The organism is Falsiroseomonas oryziterrae (assembly GCF_021864505.1).
Classification (GTDB): Bacteria; Pseudomonadota; Alphaproteobacteria; order Acetobacterales; family Acetobacteraceae; genus Falsiroseomonas; species Falsiroseomonas oryziterrae.
This window is the reverse complement of sequence record NZ_JAKJIB010000009.1, coordinates 21,201-41,527: the sequence shown is the minus strand read 5'-3', so window position 1 is coordinate 41,527 and position 20,327 is coordinate 21,201. Positions and strand designations below refer to the sequence as shown.

The following is a 20,327-nucleotide window of genomic DNA, read 5'->3' as shown; positions in this document are numbered from 1 at the left end:
GCGTCCTCGTCGCGCTCAACACCGGCGCGGGCGGCTTCGGGTCGGCCTACTTCGCCTCGCGCGAGTTCGGCTTCGGCGCCTCGGCCGGCGGCTGGTCGAGCAACACCGTCTTCCCGCGCATGATGGCGGATGTGAACGGCGACGGGCGCGACGACATCGTCGGCTTCGGCAATGCCGGGGTGCTGGTGGCGCTCAACAACGGCGCGGGCGGCTTCGGCCCGGCGAATTACGCGAGTTACGAGTTTGGCTTTCTTCCCGGCGCTGGCGGCTGGGAGGCGCAGGACCGCCATCCGCGGATGATGGCGGACGTGAACGGCGACAGCCGGGCCGATGTCGTTGGCTTCGGCAACGCAGGCTTGCTCGTCGCGCTCAACGACAGCCTTCTTCCGGCGCTTTCCACAACGGACTTCATATAGAACTGCGCGGGATGCAGGTTTCGCGAAGTTGCGCTCAGCGCTAAAGATTGAGGGCCGCCGCATGATCAAGGCTTCGCCAGGATGGCGGTGACGCTCACGACATGAGCGGTTTCCATCCGGGCAGGAGTTCAGCGACCTGTCCCGGTTCTAGCAAGACAGCCCGCTCGACCATGGGTAGTCCATCCTCAGCCGACTGAAGCGTGACTGGGCCTACTGCATAACGCTCGACAATCGATGACGCTGATCCAAAGAGCCGCACCTCTATGGCAGATCCGCAGTCTGAAGATATGTCTGCCCTCCCAACGAGCATGAGTTCCTCTTTGCAGCGACGATACACCTTCATCGGTTCCTGGCCCCGTGTCTTTTTCGTGCGTGACCCCAATGGCAATGGTAAATCAAGTTGTACGTTAAAAGAACGCCTTACCCGGACGTTAGGTCGCGTCCCATCGCATAGTGTGGAGTTGGAGTTGATGGGGTGGACGGCCCCTCCTGCGCGGCATCGACCTGAGAGGCTGCCGCCACCGCCATTTCGCTTGCGGCACCCGATCCCGGCATGCAACCTTGGGTTGCTCTGGTCGCATGTCAGGGCATCGTCTGGAGCGAATTTGCGGACAGGCCGGGGAGAACTCAGCGTAGGTTCCCCGCCGCTTCGGCAGGGCAAGGGGGCAGGCATGGCAGAGATCGATGACGCAGTGCGGCGCTATTTCCGGCGTGCCGTTCTACAGGCCACGCAGGAGACGGTGGACGGAGAGCCCAACCCGGCCCATGCGCTAAAGGCGCTGGAAGCCGAGTTGGTCGCCGTCCTGCAAGAGACGCCGCTAGGCACGTTGGATCCCGTCGAAGAGATGAACGTGCGCGCGACGCTCGCCGCCGACCTCCATGCCGCCCTGGAAGAATTCTGTTCGCCGGCCGATCGGCGCTAGTCCGCATCAGGGCGGCAGCCGTGGCGTTCTCACGCGCGTTCGTCGGTAGTCGGTGTCCTGCCCGCGCTGGTCGCGGCCTTGCCGTTCGCTATTTGCCGAGCCGCGACCCCCCGCCCCCGCGCCGCATTAATCCGGACTGCCCGGGCTTGCGGTTGATTTGCCGGCCGACGCGGAGGGCATCCCGACCCGGCCATGGCCGACGCAGAGTTTTGGCAACTTCAGCTCGCACACTCGACGGTCAATGGGGCGGTGGTCGAACTGCTCGCGCGCTGTCATGCCATTTGGCGGCCGTTCGGGCACCCGCACCGGCGGGCCTGCGCGCTGTCCCGCACCACCGACTGACACCCTGCCGCAACGTTACGGCGTGGGCGTGAAGCGGACGTGAAAAGCGACCGCGTTAACACTTCTTTTGAAACGAATCTGGCAAAGAAACCCTAGGTTGATTTGGTGCCGAGCTGGGGAGTTAGGCGCTACGGTCGCCTTCAGGAGCAAGAGACGTGTCCGAACACTCCAGCGCCTCCATCAATCCGGCCGAGCCGCAGCTGTCCTATGCGGACCAGATCGCGCGGCTGGCCGAGCAGGCAGCCGCCAACGGCCAGACCTACGCCTCGGCGTTGCTGCGGCGCACCTCCGAACTACTCGACGCCGCGTTGCGCAAGGCGAACTGAGCGCAAGGCGAAGCCCGCTTGTCGTTCCCTCTGGGCGGCGGCGGGCGTCGTCTCGGCGTGATCTGCAAGCGGGCGAGCCTCACTGTCGGGCGCGGTGGCGGTTGCATTGCCGCCCGACCTCGCCGTCTAGTTGCGGCGATGGACCGCCCTTCCTCCGCCTCCCCCCTCGCCGACGTGCGCGACTGGTGGTTGGCGATGCGATGTGACTGCGGGCGCTCCCTCATGCTGCCCTGCCGGCTCGTGGCCGCCGAACTGAAGCCGGACCGCACGCTTCGGGAAGTGGTGGCGAAGCTACGCTGCACAGGCTGTGGGGAGCGGCCGCGGAAAATCCATCTACTTAGCAAGCCGCCTTCCGGCGTGCACGGGCGCCCGCTCGATCCCGGAACAACAGTCGTGCACTTGGCGGGCGACCGGCTGCCGCCGGAGCCTCGGCCAAGCGGGCTGCATTAAGGGGATGCCTCTCGCCGACCTTGCCTAGTAGCAGTCGGGCAAATTGCCCGTCCGAATGGCTAATCGCCGCAGATCCTCCCCGCATTGCGCGCCAGTCGGCACGCGTGACGCCCGGTGCGGGATCAGCCGCCGGCCGTGTGCATTGGCCGGCGCAGTTCGTCGCGGCGCCCCGTTAGCGCCTCTACCATTCCGTCCAGAGCGTCGAGCACCGCGGAGGCGGCGACGTAGGCCGGCGAGCCAATTGGCGCGCGAGTGCAGACAGCAACCGCGGCGCGCCGCCTCTCTGCCGCGGCAGCCATCGCGCGTCGCTGGTGCTTCTGTCGAGGATGCGGCGGCGGGCCATTCGCCACAGGTTAGCGCCGCATTGAGAACAAATACAGACCACACTCAAGCGCGTTACGAACGGTGCGCCGCTCAGCCCCCCCTAGCACGGGGCGCAAGTGGGGTTCTTTGTGGGGGCGGAGGCCGCTCGGACCATTTTCCCCAAGAAAATCAGTGTGCGCTGGCGTCCCGTCTGCGACGAAAATGAGAACTGGTGCGTCCGGGCACCGAACCCGAAGGCGGTCGACCGGATGGTCGCTTAACCTATCGAAATCTGGACGGTTCTAGCAGGCCGCAGGCGAGAGCAGAAAACAGCCACAAAGCCAAATTCACAGGCCATGGACGCGCCGTTATGCTAGGCGCGCTCGTTAACCGCGGATCAGGCAAGTGAACGGGCTCCATGCCATGCCGCCCTGCTACTCAACTTGATCAGTGCAACGGCCTCTGATCCTGTCATCATTATCAGCTTTGCGTTTTTTCATGACGCAGCCTTCGTGTCGGATGTCCTGGCTACCGGTCGGTCAGCAGCAGCCTCTGTCTGTGCCGAGGTGCCAGGCATCCCGGCGCGCCGCTTCCGCATGAGTTCTTGGAGCTCGGTCAGGCGCGGCCCCTTTCCGTCTGGCGTTACAATGCTCGAGGCAAGGAGCCGTCGGTCGAATTCCAGTTGGTCTTCCCGCGCCGGACTGTCGGCAGGGAGGAAGCGACCTTTCAAGTACAGCACCATGCCGTCGGGCCGGTCCACCGTCACCCTGGCACGCCCTAGATCAACGCGCGTCTTCTCGACGACCACCGGCAGACGGGCCGAGGCGTCGAGACACTGGATGAAGGTCAGCCGCGGAACACCGACCTTTAGGTCGATAAAGTCCGCGCCCTCGACGCCGCCCCGGAGCAGGCCACCGCACAGGGCTCGTAGCCGAACCGCGGGCGGCAGCCGGTCAAGGGTCGGCACCGCGAACCGGAAGGTATTCTCGTCGCGCATCGCGCCTAGGCCAGCCGCGACGGCGGCCTCGACGCCCTCGGCGATCGCGTCGGGCTTCCCGGCCGAGAACATTAGCCGGCGGGCCTCCTCGAGGGCGGCGGCGTGACTGCCGAAGAACGTCCGGACGTCCCGCTGCAGTGACCGGGCGAGCGTCGCGTAGCGCGGCGCACCGGGGAACATAAGCATGGCGAAGCGGATCAGCAGGTCCTCGCGCCGCCCGGCCGCCGCGGCGGCCAGTTCCTGCTGGTCGAACAGGTCCGACAGGCAGAGGGAAGTGGCGCGCGCGGGGGACACCCTGGCCGCCTGGAGGCGCTCGATGAGGTCGGCCGGGAACTCGTCCGCGTCGAGGGCGCGTCCCCGCTGGACCATCGCCACCCAAAGGGTCTCCAGCTCCGGCCTGATGCGTTCGGCAAGGCCCGGCCGAGGGGCAGCCGCCCTGGACCGGTCCCGCTCCGGCGGGCGCATCCCGACCGGACGGACGATGGCCCGGGCCTGGCGCCGGAACAGGACCTCCTGCTCCAGGTCCTTGTCCCTGAACACGGCGAAGACGCCCTGGCCGATGGCGAGCGGCGCCTCGCCCAGCGCCTCCTCAATAAAGTCCCGCAACTCCTGCTGCCCGAAGTACTTCTGGAAGGTGCCGCGCGAGGTCAGGTGCCCGTCCCGGTACGGGCGAAGCGCCGTGAGGTCGGCCTTTCCCATAACCATGGCGGCCACGACCATGGCGCGCCGGGCGAAGGACCAGGCCACGCGCAGCGTCTCCGCGCGCTCGTGCCGGTCCTCGACCACGTTCAGCACGAAGCCAAGGTTCACGAGGTCTGCCGCGCGGCGGGGGCCGTCCGGCGCGTGGTGGGGATCCCAACCGAACGCCTCGAAGCCCGCAGCCGTCAGCGCCGCCACGTCGTCACCCAGGCCGCACCCGTAGTCGAAGACGGTGGTCCCCGGCGGCAGCACGCCGTGGGCGACGGCGAGCTGCATCGGCTGCGACAGGTCGCGCCGGGGGATGGCCGTCTTGTGACGGGCCACTTCGATGGCCTCGGCGCCGACCGGGACGATGGAGTGTCCCTTGACGCGCAGGCCCTTCGACGCGAGCAGGTCGGTCCACTGGCGTCGCGTGCCAATCTTCGTCGGCTCCGCGAACAGGCCGTGCTCCTCGGCGGCCCGGGTCAGGGCGGCGAACCTGGGCCGCCGCGGGTCATCCGCGGGGAGCAGGGTCTCCTTCCGGTGTAGGATCGGAGGGTTCTCACGCTTCCGGTAGTCCGTCGCTGCCGACTTGCCTGCCTCCAGGTCCACCTTCAGCGATGCCAACAAGACCGGGAATGCGGCAGCGTCGAAGTCCTCGTACAGCAGCAGGGACACCGAATTCGGCGCGACCTTCACCACGTTCCACTCGAAGCCGTCGGCCAGCGCGACGGCTCGCTCCACGACATGGCGCGTCTCGTCGTCGAGCGCGCTCGCATGCAGGTACACGGCGCCGCCCACGCGCTTCCCGCCGACCGGGCGGGCAGGGCGTGGCGTCGGCATCCTCAGGCCGCCTTGGACGCGGCGTGCGCCGCGGCAGCGACGTTGCCCCACCCGGCCGCGATGGCCTCCGCCAGCCGGAAGACCTCCTCCTCGCCGATGAATGGCACCTGGCAGTAGACCTTCTCGTCGCTATCGAGCTTAGCGATGAGATGGCCCTTGCCCAGCAGTCGCTCGGCACCCTTCTCGCCGAGAGCGATGCGAGAGGAGCCCTCGTCACCGAGCCGGAGGACGAGCTTGTTCCCCAGGTTCGTCCGGAGCTGCATGGTCATCACCTGGTTGTCGGCGCGTTGGTAGATCATGAACAGGTGGATGCCCGCCGCGCGCGACTTGGTGGCGACCTCGTTGATGAGCGGCTCGACCGCCTCCTTGAAGTCCTCGTCCTGCATCCAGTTCGCGACCTCGTCGAAGAACACGAGGATGCGGGGCATCAGGCCCGCTCCGGACGGCCCGACACGGCGGTTGAACTGGTCGATGTTGGCGACACCCGCCTGTCGCAGGATCGCGTAGCGGTCCTCCATCTCCAGGACGAGCTTCTTGAAGAGTTCGACGGCGTCGGGCTTCTCGTCGACGATGTCGTCCTTCAGGTGCGGCAACTTGCGAGCCCATGCGTAGTCGACACCCTTCTTGGGGTCGATGAGGCGGACCTCGACCAGCGCCGGGTCGTTGAAGGCGCATGCGTCCAGCATGAGACTGGTAGCCAGGATGCCCTTCCCGCTGCCGGTGGTGCCCGACACGATCGAGTGGGGTGCTGCCCTCTCCTGGTCCCCGAACGCACCGCCTAGGGGAAGGTAGAACAGCTCGCCGTCGTCCTCCTTCTCGCCGAGCACGAAAGCCATGTTCGACCGGGGTGCCGCTTCCTCGAGACGGCGCCTCCGCCAAGCTTCAGCCAGGTGCAGCACGACCCGCTTCGGACGCCTGAGGCCGACGACCACGCGCCCTGCCTTCGGGCTGATGCGTATGATGTCGAGGCTGTACTTCGTCAGCAGCTCGGTCTGCTTCCGCTCCAGCCACGCCACGGTCACCGAACGACCGTCGAGGTCCACAAGGCCGGAATTCGGCGTAAGGCGCGACGCGAGGACAGGCGCGTCCATGCCCTCCTTCTGCAGGGCCGACTGCAGGCGCTTCACCTGCTCCTGAAGCCAGGCATCGCCTTCGCCACTCGCGGCGGCCCGACCCATGCCAACCAGCGCCGCCTGAACCTCCGGCAGCCATCCCGTGACGATCACGCCCGGGTCTTCGGTTCCGCTCACCGTTCCAGCGACCGGCTCGGGGGGCACGTGCTCGTTCTGCTCCTCCGTCGTGTCGGCGCTTTCTCCGGGAGGGGTCCCCGTGGCGGGGTCTGTGGTGCCGTCCCGCTCATCCACGCCGTTCCCGGCGACAGACTCCGCAGCCTCCGTCGCATCCGGCCACTCGGGGGGAGTCCAGACCTGCGGCTTGGATCCGGTGTCGATCAGGCCCTTCAGCGAATTGGCGATGGCGCCGCGGCCCAGGACCCATTGCGCGAGGCGACGACGGCGCGGCTTCGGCTCCTCCGCGTCGGGAAGGAGAGGCATGTCGCCCGGGACAGCGCTCGTGTCGTGAACGAAAACGAGCGAGTGACCCGACATCTCCAGTGGCGTCTCCGGCGAACGGAGATCGGCGAGCCACTGCGCCGAGGGCCGTCCACCGATCTGGTCGAAGGGATCAATGTGTTCGAGGACGAGGTCGGCGAGCCGGTTCCGCCAGGTCGACGGATCCACCGTGCCGTCGCGAGCGACAAGCCGCTGGTGAAGGGTGCCGAAGGTCGCGACGAGCTGTTCAAGCGAGCGGTGCCGCTGTTCGGAGAGGCCCGCCTGCCCCACGAACTTCGCCTCCGCGACTACGAGGCGTATCACCGGGCCAGCCTCCGTCATGGCGAAGCAGACACCCAGAAGGTCAGCGCGCGAGCCGTCGAGCGACAGCCACGGCGCGACGTCATCGAGGAAGAACCATGCGGCCCGGAACTCCTGCGCCTCCGAGCCGAGCAGGAGGTTCAGCTCGTGCTGCGTCAGCACGAGCCCGAGGAGCTCCTGCGCGTAGTTCAGGTTCTGCGCGGCGCGCATGACGATGGCGCCGGACAGCGAGGCCGACGCACGGTGAATCGCCCGCTGGATGCGTGCGAGCCGGTCGCCGCCCTCGGAAGGGAGGGCGGCACGCAAGTCGTCGATCAGCCGCTCCCCGATGACCTCCTCGCCGATCTCGGCCGACACGATGACGTTATGGTCGGACCGGGGATCACTGAAGTAGCGGATGATCCTTCGATCCGACGAGCCGACCAGTCGCCGGTCCGCGAGGCGGTCGTAGGTCATGACCCAGTTGGCCAGATGGTGGGCCTTGTCGAGCACCTCACGCACCCGTCCGGACTGGAACTCCACCTCCTGCATCGGCAGCCATGGATCGCCGCTCTCGGAGGCGCGTCCCTGGACGACGTCGTGCAACGCGTCCACGTACGCCTGGACCGCCTCCGGGCCTCCGGGCGCCGTCAGATAGCTGCCCGACGTGGTATCCCCCTTCCGGAACGGCTTCCGTCGCGACTGCGCCGTGGGGACGGCTCTTGCGAGCTGCGGGGCGCCTAGCCCGGCCGCGCGCGTCCACTTCACCTCGGCGCGCCGCGCGATGACGTCCTGCAGGAGCACGACGTCGTGCGCCTTCGCTCCGCCGAGGTCCAGGAACTGGCGGTCCACGATCGCGACGCGCAGACGGGACAGGAAGTTCCGGGCCGCCTCGCTGGTGAGCGAGGCATCGACTTCGTGACCGATGCGGCGGTTCTGCCGCTCGTAGATGCGCCGCAGGCTCCCGACGTTCTCGTGCGTCAGGACGAGGTCGCAGCGGAGGCCGGAATCGCCGTCGATCCGCCTCGCCATGCTCTCCGCCATCTGCACCGGCAGGTCCTCGGACTCGGCGTCGAGCAGCACCGTGGAGAAGCTGGCCTTCTCGTGCGGACGCAGGTCCAGGTACTCCTTCGCCACGCGCTCGTACGCCTCGACGGTGCCCTCGGCGGGTTCGTCGGCCAGGACCGCGTCCGGCGCCGCGACCGGGCTTTCGAGAAGGCTGACGTCGGCGAGGTGCCGGGTCTCGGCGAGGAGGGTGTACGGGGTGCCGGGCAGCGCCCCGACGTCCGCGTAGTAGGTGCGCGAGAGCGCCCGGGAGAGGTCTTCCACGTACTCGCCGACCTCTGCCGCCAGTCGGGCGGGACTAAGCACGATCCGCCGCATACCCTCCGCGAGTTGCCGCGCCTTGGCGCCAATCTCGGCCAGCCTGAGGGGATGCCACGGAGTCACGATGAGGGCTTCCCGGGTGCCCTCGACCACCGCGGCACCGATCCCGAGCAATGGCGCCCAGAGCTCCCGGACGCAGACCTCCGCGCGCGCCCTGGCCGCCAGAGCGCGCAGCAGGTCGCCGTAAAGCTCGGCCTGCCGGATGAGGGCGTCGTCGGCGAGGCCAGAGCCGGAGCGCATCGCCTTGATCGCCTTGGTGTACTCGGCCTGGAAGGCTTCGAGCGCGGCCGAGAGCGTGGCCGCGTCGTCGGCGGTCACGATGCCATCCTGGACCGACCGCGTAAGGCTTGAGCGCCAGTTCTCGTCCACGCGGTGGGCAGGCTTCCTAGGGTCCGCGAGTCTGCCGTCGCTGTTGCCACCTACGTCGGTGATCGTGGCCGCGCTCGCGAGGTTGACCGCCTGGACCGCTCCGTGTCGGTCGTAGCGGTTGGCCGCGACGCGCGCGGTGAGCAACGGCGTGCGCTTGGCGTCGTGCGCCAGGACCTCGAGATCCAGCGGGAACGCGGTGATCATGGTGTCGGCTTTGGGCGTCCAGACCATCTGGGCGCGGGGAGCCTTCCGCAGAGCCTCGCCGGACGGCACGCCCGCCTTCAGGTCCGCCTTCTTCAGCGCCCAAGCCTTCAGGTTGAAGGTGATGGCGTCCTTCCCGGTGGACGACACCTCGCCCGGATCGGTGGGGATCTGGGCCTCCCACGGGTCCTTCCAGCACCGGCCGAAGTCGAGGATCACATTGGGCTGCAGCAGGCGGTCCAGGCCGCGCCAGCGGTCGCGGAGCACGCGGCAGAGCTTGGTGTTCTTGTCCTCGGTCCAGAAGTCTAGTGACTCGGCGCCATCGAGCCTGATGTAGAGGACGACGTCGTCGCCCTCCTCGTCCGGGTCGGGGCGAGCGCGTTCCGCGAGCATGAGCAAGCCCGCCGCCAGGTCGTCAGTCTCGATGGGCTTGCGGAAAACCAGCTTCTCCCAGCGCCTGTACAGCTTCGGATCGGCGCGGAGGCGCTCGCGATGCTCGCCGAAGAAGCGGTCGTACGCCTCCTTCGGCCGCGACGTGTCGGACCTGAGGTCTTCGAGCAGGTCGTTATCGACCTGCGTCAGGGCCGAGGGGAATTTCCGCTCGAAGAACTTCCGCGTCTCGTCCCCAAAGGTCTCCTTCGTCTTCTTGCGGTCGTCCGCGAACAGCTTCTCCGTCTCGCCCCAAGGCACCTCTGCGGCATCGGCCTGCGCCTTGGTCCAGCCCCCGTCGCCGACGTTCGCGTCGACCAGCAAGGCTTCGAGGGCCTCCGCGGCCGAGTCCGAAACCTCTCCCGCCGCTCTCAGGTCGGCCAGCCGCTTGCGTAGCTCCGAACGGGAAAGCGGCTCGCCATCGCGCGCCTGGAGGTGGAGCGCGGGCTTCACCTCGTCCTGGAGGCGCCTGAAGAACTGTTCAGCCTCTGCCGCATCGGCGAGCTTCGCCCGCGTGTCCCCGGCGTCCGCGGACAGCCGGATGGCGGGGAGCGCGCGACGGGCTGCGTTGGCCAACTTCAGTCCGTCAACGACGTGGTGGCGCACGAGCCTGACCGCGAAGTCCGCAACGCGTCGGGCGTCGAAGCCTACCCCCGAGCGCACCAGGCCGGACAGGATCGCGGCGAGTTGCCTACGCGTGTCTTCGTCGGCGTCCGGCGGCAGCGCCTTGGTGGCCCAGGTCTGGGTGTCCTCCAGCAGCCACTGGTCGTCGAGGTGCTCGACGTGGGACAGGCTCTGCTCGACGGACTTCACGTCGCGAGCGGGAACCGAGAACAGGGTCAGCAGGACGTCCGGGTCTGCGTGATTCCGGTGATGCGTCGCGGTCTCGTCGGACACCCGCGCCCCGCCGATGTTACCCCCCGCGGCTAGCTCGGGATGCACGCAGGCGTCGATCCGCCCTCCGGTGACCGGGAGCGCGGCGACCTCCCGAGCGATGGAACAGGTGACGTCGGGCGGCAGCCCCAGGATGCCGTACAGCAGGCGCCCTGCGGGCTCGGCCATGAGCAGGCCGTGCAGCCTATGGGCCGCGACCTTGCCGATGAGATCATGCGGCTGCATGGGCGGGCCTCCCTGCCACGGCGCGTCCACTGGAGAACGGGTTCACGACGAAGGCGCAGTCGTCCGACTTCCTGTTGATGAAGCCCAGGACCCGAAGGCGCTCCTCGAGCCTGCGCTCGTTCTCGCGCAGATCTTCCAGTGGCACCGGAAGCTCGCCGCTGCGCGTCCGCGCCTCCTCGGATCCGATCACGACGTGATAGCGGCGGCGCAGGACGGAGAGGAACTGGCCCAGCTCCATGGCGCAGTCGACGTTGGCCAGCACGAGTGCCTCCAGGAGGCCATCCGACGGCGAGTACCATGTCCCGGTGCCCCGTCGCGCCGTGACCAGGCCCACCTTCTTGGCATGCGCCGTGAACGTCGAGCCGCTGTCGTGATTTCGGGTCTTCGCCGCGTCGAGCATGGCCTGGAGCTGCTCCGCGGGAGGCGGCAGCCCGGCGGCGCTGGCGGTCTTCTTCGGAGCCCACGCGAACCGCTTCGCCAGGAGCGTCTTGGCGTGCGAGCAGTCCATCGGACCCGTCCCGATCTCGCGCCACTCCGACGTGTCGGCGTAGGACTGGACGAATGCCTCGACGGCCTGCGACGGCAGCATCTTGTGCGCCTTGTAGCGTTCGGCCGAGAGGACCTGGACCGGGTTGTTCCGGGCCGATCCGGTCATCTCGAGGACGAAGGGCGTCAGGCTCGGACGTCCCGCGACGTCCACCGCTCGCTCAGCGATGTAGATCACCTGATGCAGGCCGCTGAGACGTGCAAGGAACTCCAGGGCGTCCTCGAGGGGGATCGCAGATTGCGACAGGATCGCGACCCAGTCGCGGGCCAGCTCGTCGTACCGGGCGAGGCGGGCGAGCGGCAGGTAGCCGATCGTGGGGGCCTCGACCCACTTGGGCTGGTCGGTCGTCGCGTCCGCCTCCGGACCCTGGAGCCTCCTGGCGATGCGGTTCCATGGTCCGTCGGACTTGAGGATCCGGCGGGCGACGAGCTCCCCAAGGCGGTCGCGTTCCGCGGAGCGGTTCAGCATCAGGTAGAGGATCTCGCCCGTACGCTGAAAGAAGCGGCGGTCCAGGGCGAAGCCGTCGTCCTTCATCTTCACGTCGGGGAACAGCATCGCCTCGCCGACCGGCTGGAGGTGCCGCGACGTCCAGCGCTTCTGGCCGAACTGCTCGACCTCGGCCGACCGCATGAGTTCGAGCGCCTCGGCGAAGTTGGTGAAATCGTCCGAGAACGCCGCCTTCAGATACGAGAGGTCGAGGCCCGGGAAATCCTCGGCGGTTCGCTTGAGCCACTGGTGCCAGCGCACCTCGTCGTTCGCCCCGCCGCGGGCGGCGACGCGGCCGACCTCCTGGTCCCGGAAGAGCAGGTGGCGCAGGTTGGTGTTGAGCTTGATGCGGTAGGACTGGCGCTCGTGCGAGGGCGCGTCGGGCTTGCCGTCGAGCCCGGGGAACAACGCCTTCCCCTCCCGGTGCCTGAAGGTGAGCAACTGGAGGCACTCGATGAGGGTGAACCAGGGCGCTTGGTCGTCGTAGAGGGCGAGGCCCCAGATGGCGGGGTCGCACCAGACGGTCAGCGCATGGATCTTCTGGTGGTCAGGGACCGCCATCGCCCCCTTGGACAGCCACAGCTCGGAGTTGGCGTTGCTGGACGGCATGGTCAGACTCCGATGTCGCGGCTCTGGATCTGGCCGTCCCGGCCGACCGACAGGATCAGGATCGGCAGGTACTCCGTCTCGTCCCGCGTGAACTGGTTCTCGATGAACGAGGAAGCCGCCAGCGCGAAATGCCGGACCTCCTGCTGGCACTGGCGGGAGAAGCTCGACGGAAGGCTCCCGTCGGCGACCCGCATGAGGTACTCGAACAGGAGCGGCCGCAGTTCCAGCGGCGCCGACGCCAGGTCCGGGCGCCCTGGCGTCCGCAGCACGACCTGCAGGCGTGGACGGCCAGTCGCCGGGTCGAGGGCTGCGGTCAGCCGCTGCGGGGTGGCGGATTTCCGAGGGATCGCCTCGAGCGAGGTGAACCTTCCGCTCGCACCGTCGGACCTGCCGATCGACCGGGCGAGCCAGACGCGCTGCGTCTCCTCGACCATCATGCCCGTGAGGGTGCGATTGATGCCCTTCACGAGCTTGCCCGTGATCGTGTCCACGAGCGCCGGGTCCGCCGGAGGGCTTGCCGCCAGCGCCTGCGCGAACGCCAAGTATTCCCCTGCGTGGTGGTAGATGGTGAGCCGCCAGGGCGAGAGTTGCCCCGCACCTTCCGGCTCGTCCATGAGGAAGAAGAGCCTGCGCCTCTGCGCCTCGAGCGCCGCCGCGAACCCGTTGACGCCCGTGGCGGCCTCGGTGCCGTCGCGGTACTGCCGGAGCCGCTGACGGAACAGGGCGTCCCCGTAGACCGGGTCTCTCGCTTCCAGCTTCGCCGCCGTCTCGGCAGGCATCCCATCCATCAGCAGATTGTCGAGTGCCGTGTTGGTCTCGCTCCCGACGCCGAACGTCTCCAGGGCGGAGAACACCGTCAGCGCGCGCCTTCTCTCGGGCCTGACGTTGAGGCCGACGGCGTTACCGAACGGGTTCGTGCGCGCGTACTCCGCGTCCTTCGCCCGCTTCCGCGCCTCTCCGCAGGTCAGCATAGGGCGGTCGCGCTTTTTCGAATCCCCGAGCAGGATATTCACGGCGAGGATCAGGATCTGGCGGATCGGCACGTGCTGATCGTTCAACGCTGCGATGCGGATCGCCTGCGTGAGGCGGCGCCGGAACGCGTCCGACCCATCCGGCCCGGAACCCATCAGAAGCCCGCGGTTCAGGCGGATCGGGCATGGATTGGTGGTCGACTGCGCCTGGGGACACTGCGTGCAGCCGCTTTCCCACGCCTCGTGCTTGAGGATGCTGTCGAGCACTGCATCGAGGGTCTGTCCCGTGACGGTCCGGCTGAGGTTCAGCAGACGGACGCGCAGTTTGCCGTCCTCGGGCGCCTCGTGGTCCCGGTGCAGCATGTCGGTGAGCGTCCGGAGCACCGCCTCGTAGCGCGCCCTCCGAGGCGCACCCTGTTCCTCCCTCTCGCAGGCGTCGCGCCAGAACTTGAGCAGCTGGCCGTCGTTCGCGGCCACAAGATAGAGCGTCTCGCGGTCCTCGCCGAGCAGACTCCGGGTGACACCCTCGATCTCCTCGGCTTTAGCGGTGTCAGTCAGCTGGCTGAGGTCACGGATGATCCGGAGCGGCCGCCCGCGGAGCGAGGTTAGGAGGACGCCCTCCTTGCCCGGCCACTGCTTCGGGTCGCCGGACGCTGCGTCGATGAAGAAGCGGCGGATGTGATAGGTCTTTCCGTCGCCCGCCGTGCCGGTGAGGATGACGCTGCATGGATCGTCCCCGAGCAGCGCCTCCTTCATGGCGTCGAGCTTGGGCGCGGGGGCCTCGATGGCCCGCACGCCGTGGCGCGCGACAGCCGTCTGGACGTGCTCGTCGGCAAGCGAGTCCGACGCGGCGGAGGGGCCGTAGCTCGCCAGGAACGCGACGAGGGGGTTGTCCTTCATCACCGCAGCCCCGCTCACAGGTGGCAGATCGCGCAGCCGTCGTCGTCCGACTTCGGCTTCATCTCGCGCCTCGGCATGCGTTCCACGTCGGACAAGGAGCGCCCGTCCACCCAGGTGTAGCGGCGCCCGTTCCGGCCGCCCTCGTACGTCTTCGCCTTCTCAAATAGCTCAGGGTGCCGCTCGCGCAGGCCCTGCCACTCCCCGATCTGCTGGTAGAAGCAGAAGTAGCAGCCGGACCGCGAGCGCCACTCGTAGTAGCCCGGCGCCCCGAGGCCGCTCTCCTCGAGGATGCGCTGCACGTCGGCGAGGGTGATGCCCCCGTCCTTGAACGGGTAGACTGGCGTGATGTTCGGCTCTTCGGAGAGCAGCACCGGCTTGCCGTTGCCGAGGTAGCCCGAGCGGTTCTCGTCGGCGCGGATCGCGATGTACGAGTAAGCCTTGTCCGAGCCGATGTGACGCTCGAACGGGTGAATCTTCAGCATCCGCGTGCACCAGCGGGAGCGCGGGCTGGGCAGGAACCCCGAGAAGTGGTCGTAGAGCACCACGTCGAACGGGCTCCGGCCCGGCTTCTCCCCGACCCCGAGCATCTCGAGCGCGGTGATCCGGGTGACTTTCTTCCCGAGGACGTGCTCGAGCCGCTCGAAGTAGTCGTAGGTCTCAGGCAGTTCGGCGCCCGTGTCGGAGAAGACGTACTCGAACGGTACGTGCGGGTAATTCTGCGCGAGATAGATGGACAGCGCCGTGCTGTCCTTGCCGCCCGACAGCGGCACGATGTGGCGCGCAGTGGCGTCGCGGACGGCATCCTCCGTCTTCGCAACCGTGGTCATCTCGCCCCCCCTGCGGCCAGCCGGACTGGCGCCGCGTTCTCCCTGATCTTCCTGAGCTGCGCCTGCAGAGCCTCGATCCGCGCGTTTATGACCTCCTCGAGGTCGCCGCCCGGCTCGGGGTCGGCCAGCGCCGCGTCCTCGATGCGTGCCCGGCACTCCCGCAGCGCCTTCCGCATCTGAGACGCCGTGCCGTCCTCCCAGCGGTCGATGCCCCGCTGCAGGAGAACAGAGCTCACCGCACGCGCCAGGCTCTCCGCCGTGTAGCGGCCGCCCGTGGTGTCGAGGGCCGTCCGTAGCACCGCCTTGTCCACCATCGTCAGGTCGTCGCGGCGAAGGAGAGACGGCACGTCGAAGCACCGGACCCAGGTCTGGACCCCGGCGACGGGGTCGTCGCTGCGCCGCAGGCTCAGTACGTCGGCGACGACCTCCACGGCCTCGCGCGTGTAGCCCTCGACGAGGCGGTCCACGTCCGCGCGGGCCTTTTCGGCCACCCTGAGCGTCGAGGCGAGGCGTCCGTCCTTATGAAGGTTGCCGAACGCCTCCGGGAGCGCCGACAGGATCAGCCTTGGCGGGTCGTCGATGTCGGCCAGCAGGCTTAGAAGCTTCCGGCCGTCGTCCGTGTGCCGCCTGGACCGCCGGACGCCATCCGACAGGGAGCGCCGCCAGGCGGACAGGGCGTCCGCCGCGAAGCGGACGGCCTCGTCCATGGGACCGGGCGTCCGGTGGCTGAATATGTAGGCCAGCTCCGACAGGTAGCGGCGAGTCTCCTCGTCGGATGGATGGACCTCGACCTCGACACGCTGCGGCTCGAGGAACATGCGGCTCGCGTCGAAACCCAGCACGTCGCTCGGGTAGGCGCCGTCGACGCGCAGGCTGACGGCGCGGCCGAACGCCTTGAAGCCCGAAACGACGAGCAGCGGCAGGACGCCCGCCGGGAGCCCGATCGGCGGAGCCGAGAGCGTGGACACGATATTGGCGAGCGACTTCCGGCCCGGCGTGCGGAAGAAGTCCGCGATTATAGCCCAGGCGGCGCGAAGGCCCGGATCGGGCAGGTCTTCCGGAGCCGCGAAGCGGCCCGCGTCACCCTCCGACGAGTAGAGGCCGCTTTCCTCCAGCACGGTCCGCAGCACCGAGCCTTCGGCCGAAGTCAGCTCCTCCTCGCGGTAGCCTAGCCGCGGATCACCTCCGCGCTCGAGGACGCGGGTCAGCACGCGGATGCGGGCCGTCTCCATCTGGCGGGACAGCCGGTTCCGCATCAGCTGATCGTTCACGATGCGCGGGGTCTGCGGATACAGCCCGTCCAGGAGCGCGCTGGCGGCCACGCCCGCCGGGTGGTCGCGGTTAACCCTCAGTCGCTCTCCCGCGCGCCACCATTCGGCCGTGGTCGGCCGGTCTGTGGTCAGCCGGTGCAGCAGCACCGCGAGCTGGCGACGGGCGACGGCGAGGAGTTCGGTGAGCTCCTGGCGGACCAGCGGGTCCTCCGCTTCGAGCGAGCTGTCGGCCTGGAGCGCGACGAGGGCGTCGATCTCAAGTGCCGCCTCAAACACGGAAATCGGCTCGGAGGGCAGGACGACGAGCGCACGGTCGGAGTCCGGCCATCCCGACTGGACGCGCCTGCGGGCACGGTCGAGCTCCTCGGCCGAGTCCGCCAGCACGTAGTAGACCTGTCCCCATTCCGACCTGTCCCGGTCGGCCGCGGGCGGCGTGGAACCCGCTCCCACGTCGCTAGCGCGCACGTATCGTCCCGTCAGGTAGCGCGCCGTGCCAAACTTCAGGTTGTGACCCGTGGGCCGCACGAAAGGCGCGGGATGCTGCGCATCCAAGAAGGACAGGAGGTCGAAGCCCTCCATCCGCCTGGCGCGCTCGTCCCGGACGCGGCTCGCGAGGTCCACGTCGGCGCCGTGCCAGATGGAGACGTCGTCGTTTAGCTTCCGATGGAGAAGGAGCTTCCGCGAGACGAGCGCCTCTACGGCCTGGGTGGCGCGGTCGGCCGAGACGCCGTCGCGGCTGGACACGGCGGTCTCCAGGGCGGCGCGTGGCAGCCTGCGGCGTTCCCCGTCCACGCCCAGCTGAAGGAGGCATGCTGCCGCGAGGGCCTCGCGCTCCGCCTCGTCGGCCGCCCGGCTCCGAGCGGTTTCGGTCTCGACCCAGCGACGGTGGGAGCCGCCGATGCCGACGTCCGACCGCATGGCGTCCGAGAAGCCCTGGTACACCTCCTCCATCCCGATCGGCCGAGACAGGTCGGCGCTGTCGATGAAGCCGAAGAGGCTGCGCTCGTTCTGGCCGATGCGGGCCACCAGACGCGGCAGCACGTGCAGCGCTGCCGCCGACACGGGGTAGGCGCGCCCGAGCAGGGCGGCCACATGGCCCTCGTCGGACATGCCGTCGAACCAGCCCGCGGCGATTGCGCCGCGAGCGATGCGGCGCAGGACCGCCTCCTTCGGAGGTCGGACCCCGTTGGGGCGGCGCTCCGAGATCACGGTCGCGGCCAGCCCGTACAGCTCCTGGCTGTCCTCCACGAAGCGCAGTTGCTCGAAGCGGCCCTCGATCTTCCGCCACTCGTTCCGCGAGGTCTGGTTCAGGACCGTCGCGTAGGCGAGCAGGTTCTGGTGCAGCAGGAGGGTTAGGCTCGCCGACGGCTCGCGCGCGCGGACGGCCCACTCCGCCAGCCGCTGCACCGCATCGAGCTCGCGGGACCGACCCTCGTTGACGATGCCCTCGAGGTGACGGCCGAACTCATCCCACACGATGGCGATCCGGTCGGCGCCCTCAGCGGCCTCCAAGGCGTCCAGCGCGGCCTCGATGCCGCGGCCCTTCTTGGCGCCGACCGCTTCGCACAGCGCGCCCGGCAGGTCGCGGACGTGACCGCTGAGCACGATGACCCGGCCACGTTCGCGCTGCCTCATGCGGCGCTCGGCCAAGATGGCGAGGTCGGGGTCGACCGGCCCCATCTTCGCGATGACGTCCCTCAGGACCGCCGTGTCGCCGTTCGAGACGAGGAGGCATCCCACCCCGGCGGCGAGCGACTTCCCGCTGCCGTAGGCGGCGATGACCATGCGCGCGCCGCTCTCGAGAACGGCACGGACGACCGGCGCCGAGCGCCGGGTCGGCTGGTAGTGGCCCAGCCTGCGCGGGTCGAGCAGGTCCTCGCGGAGGTTGACCGAACGGAACCGGACCACGCCGCTCACGCCGCGGCTCCGATCCGCTGGAAGTGCCGGTCGAGCCAGTCGGCCGCGTCCGTGGTCGGCACCCGGAGACGACGCTCCGCGCCGAGCAGGTCGAGAGCGACCCCGCGCTCCTTGAACTCCGCTGCGGACCGCATCGCCATGTCCTCGATGGTCTCCGCGTCGAGATTGAAGACCGTGCCGGGGCCGCCCCGCCGCCCGAGCATCTCTCCAACCGACATGGCCTCCTGGCCGACGTCGGCGGCCGCTAGCGCGACGCACGCGGTGAACGCCTCGAGCGGCACTCCATCGAGCGGGCGCGTCTTCTCGAAGCGGCCCGTGTCGGCGTGCTTCACCACCAGACCGAGGTCGCGGAGCGGCGACGAGGTTCCGTCCTCCGGGTCCTGCGGTTCGGCGGCGGCGGGCTTGGCGTAGGCAAGCAGCGCGCACGCGACGTCGCGCTGCGCGACCTGCTGTGACGGCTCCTTGGCGGCATTGAGCCTGAGATGCCGGACGTACGCCTCCACGCAGACCGCGCGGTCGAAGTTCCGCTCCCGGAAGTCTGAGAAGAACCAGCCCCAGACGCTGTTCGTGCGGCGGGCAAGGTGCAGATGCACGAACCACCATGTCGCCGGGTATTCGAGGTGCGGGTCGCGGTCCTGGATCACCCGTGCCAGCTTTGTCAGGCGAAGGTCGCGCGATCGACGCGCGGTCTCGTCTTCCTCCTCCGTCTCTGCGAGGCCCGTCGCCTCCATCCAGTAGCGGAGGGACTTCACCATCCGGGTGCCCAGGCCGAGCTTCACGACGGCGCTCTCCTCGTCGTGGAAGCCCTCGTCCACGCCCGACATGTGGCCGATGCCCTTGCCGAGCCAGCCATGCCGCACAGCGAAGGTCTCGTGCCGCCCGAACTCGAACTTCAGGCGCTCCCTGGTGGCGGCCGACGCCGTCATGCTTGCTTCCCCAATGCACGAACGACGGCGCGCGCCGCGCGCAGCGCCTCGTCGGTGTTGTTGAGCGTCGAGAAGGAGAACCTCACGCTCGAATACGCGTCCGCCTCGGACAGCCCCATCGCGCGAAGGACGTGCGACGGCTCCGGCTTCCCGCTCGAGCAGGCCGACCCCTGCGAGCAAGCGACGCCAAGGGCGTCGAGGCGCGCCACGATCTCCATACCGTCGCGGCCGGGGAACCGGACGTTCGACGTGTTCGGCAGCCGAGGCGCGCTGGCGCCGTTGACCACCGCCTCCGGCACCAGGGCGGCGAGTTCCGCCTCGAAGGCGTCCCGGACAGACCGCATGTGCGCGGCCGCTGCGTCGAGCGACCGCGCGCGCATGGCGGCGGCCAGCCCGAGTCCGGCGATGGCAGGCAGATTGTGCGTGCCCGAGCGGAGCCCATGTTCCTGTCCCCCCCCGAAGAGCAGCGGGGAGACGCGCCCTTCATCGGGGTCACCCAGGACGAGCGCCCCGGTGCCATGCGGGCCGTGGACCTTGTGGCCGGAGAAGGCGACCGAATCGACGCCGCTCGCGACCAAGTCCACGGGCAGGCGCCCGACCGCCTGTGCCGCGTCGCCGTGCACAAAGGCGTCGGGCCGGACGGACCGGAGGGCAGCTACGAGGTCCGCGATCGGCTGGATGACGCCAGTCTCGCTGTTCGCCCACTGCACGCTCACGAGGAGCGGGCCCGGAGGCGCGTCGGCCGCCGCTTGGCGAAGCGCGTCTGGGTCGATCAGGCCGTCGGAGCCGACGGGGAGAACGCGGAGGCGACCACCCCGGCGCGCGAGCGCCTCGGCCGGGCGCAGCACCGACGCGTGCTCCACGGCGGAGGTGATGACGCACCGCCATGCCGAGGCGGAGTCCCCTCCGAGCAGCACCGTGTTGTTCGCCTCGGTCCCGCCGGAGGTGAACCTGACGGCCTCCGGGTAGGCACCCCGCACCAGCTCGCAGATGCGGTCGCGCGCAGCCTCAAGGACAGCCCGCGCCTCGCCCCCGAGCCAGTGGGCGCTCGAGGCATTGGCCCAGGTCTCCGCCATGGTCCGGGCGACCAGGTCCACCACCTCGGGCAGCGGACGGGTGGTCGCGTTGTGGTCGAGGTAGATCGGCACCGGGATCGGGCTGCCGGATACGCGCGCAACCAGCGTCACAGATCCATCCCGCACACGGAACTTCTCGAGATGACCCGAGCAGGTGGGCCATCG

At 68.9% G+C, this 20,327-nt stretch carries 11 protein-coding genes; 3 read left to right on the top strand and 8 right to left on the bottom strand.

What is annotated here, in order from left to right; genetic code table 11:
* From L2I40_RS02100 to L2I40_RS02090, 3 genes are all read left to right on the top strand, one after another.
* Positions 1-416, top strand: a 416-nt coding sequence (locus tag L2I40_RS02100) for an FG-GAP repeat domain-containing protein (protein WP_237213201.1), incomplete at its 5' end; no start/stop codon positions are given.
* A 671-nt stretch (positions 417-1,087) separates the two neighbouring features.
* Positions 1,088-1,339 (top strand): hypothetical protein, encoded by a 252-nt coding sequence (locus tag L2I40_RS02095; protein WP_237213200.1) that lies wholly within the window; start codon positions 1,088-1,090, stop codon positions 1,337-1,339.
* A gap of 497 nt (positions 1,340-1,836) precedes the next feature.
* Entirely contained in the window at positions 1,837-2,007 is a 171-nt protein-coding gene (locus tag L2I40_RS02090; protein WP_237213199.1) for a hypothetical protein, read from the top strand.
* 1,249 nt (positions 2,008-3,256) lie between these two features.
* Here the strand turns inward: L2I40_RS02090 and L2I40_RS02085 are convergent.
* Genes L2I40_RS02085 through L2I40_RS02050 form a run of 8 tightly spaced genes read right to left on the bottom strand, consistent with a single transcriptional unit; the run spans position 3,257 to position 20,273 of the window.
* Entirely contained in the window at positions 3,257-5,278 is a 2,022-nt protein-coding gene (locus L2I40_RS02085; protein WP_237213198.1) for a DNA phosphorothioation-associated putative methyltransferase, read from the bottom strand.
* A 2-nt stretch (positions 5,279-5,280) separates the two neighbouring features.
* Positions 5,281-10,632 carry an FtsK/SpoIIIE domain-containing protein gene (locus L2I40_RS02080; protein ID WP_237213197.1) on the bottom strand — a complete coding sequence of 1,784 codons (5,352 nt, stop codon included), beginning with the start codon at positions 10,630-10,632 and terminating at the stop codon, positions 5,281-5,283.
* On the bottom strand, positions 10,619-12,274 hold the full coding sequence (locus L2I40_RS02075) for a hypothetical protein (RefSeq protein ID WP_237213196.1): 1,656 nt from the start codon (positions 12,272-12,274) through the stop codon (positions 10,619-10,621). The genes L2I40_RS02080 and L2I40_RS02075 overlap by 14 nt, the downstream gene beginning before the upstream one ends.
* 2 nt (positions 12,275-12,276) lie before the next feature.
* Entirely contained in the window at positions 12,277-14,145 is a 1,869-nt protein-coding gene (locus L2I40_RS02070) for a hypothetical protein (protein ID WP_237213195.1), read from the bottom strand.
* 14 nt (positions 14,146-14,159) lie between these two features.
* The gene (locus L2I40_RS02065; RefSeq protein ID WP_237213194.1) at positions 14,160-14,972 is read right to left on the bottom strand and encodes a phosphoadenosine phosphosulfate reductase domain-containing protein; all 813 of its coding nucleotides are present in this window, start codon (positions 14,970-14,972) and stop codon (positions 14,160-14,162) included.
* A complete protein-coding gene (locus L2I40_RS02060) occupies positions 14,969-18,160 on the bottom strand; it encodes a hypothetical protein (RefSeq protein WP_237213193.1) in 3,192 nt (1,063 codons plus the stop codon). Before L2I40_RS02060 ends, L2I40_RS02065 begins: the two co-directional genes overlap by 4 nt.
* Positions 18,157-19,086 carry a DUF4007 family protein gene (locus L2I40_RS02055; protein ID WP_237213192.1) on the bottom strand — a complete coding sequence of 310 codons (930 nt, stop codon included), beginning with the start codon at positions 19,084-19,086 and terminating at the stop codon, positions 18,157-18,159. Before L2I40_RS02055 ends, L2I40_RS02060 begins: the two co-directional genes overlap by 4 nt.
* Positions 19,083-20,273: a cysteine desulfurase family protein gene (locus L2I40_RS02050; RefSeq protein WP_237213191.1), complete on the bottom strand. Its 1,191-nt coding sequence runs from the start codon at positions 20,271-20,273 to the stop codon at positions 19,083-19,085. Before L2I40_RS02050 ends, L2I40_RS02055 begins: the two co-directional genes overlap by 4 nt.
* Positions 20,274-20,327 lie beyond the last annotated feature (54 nt).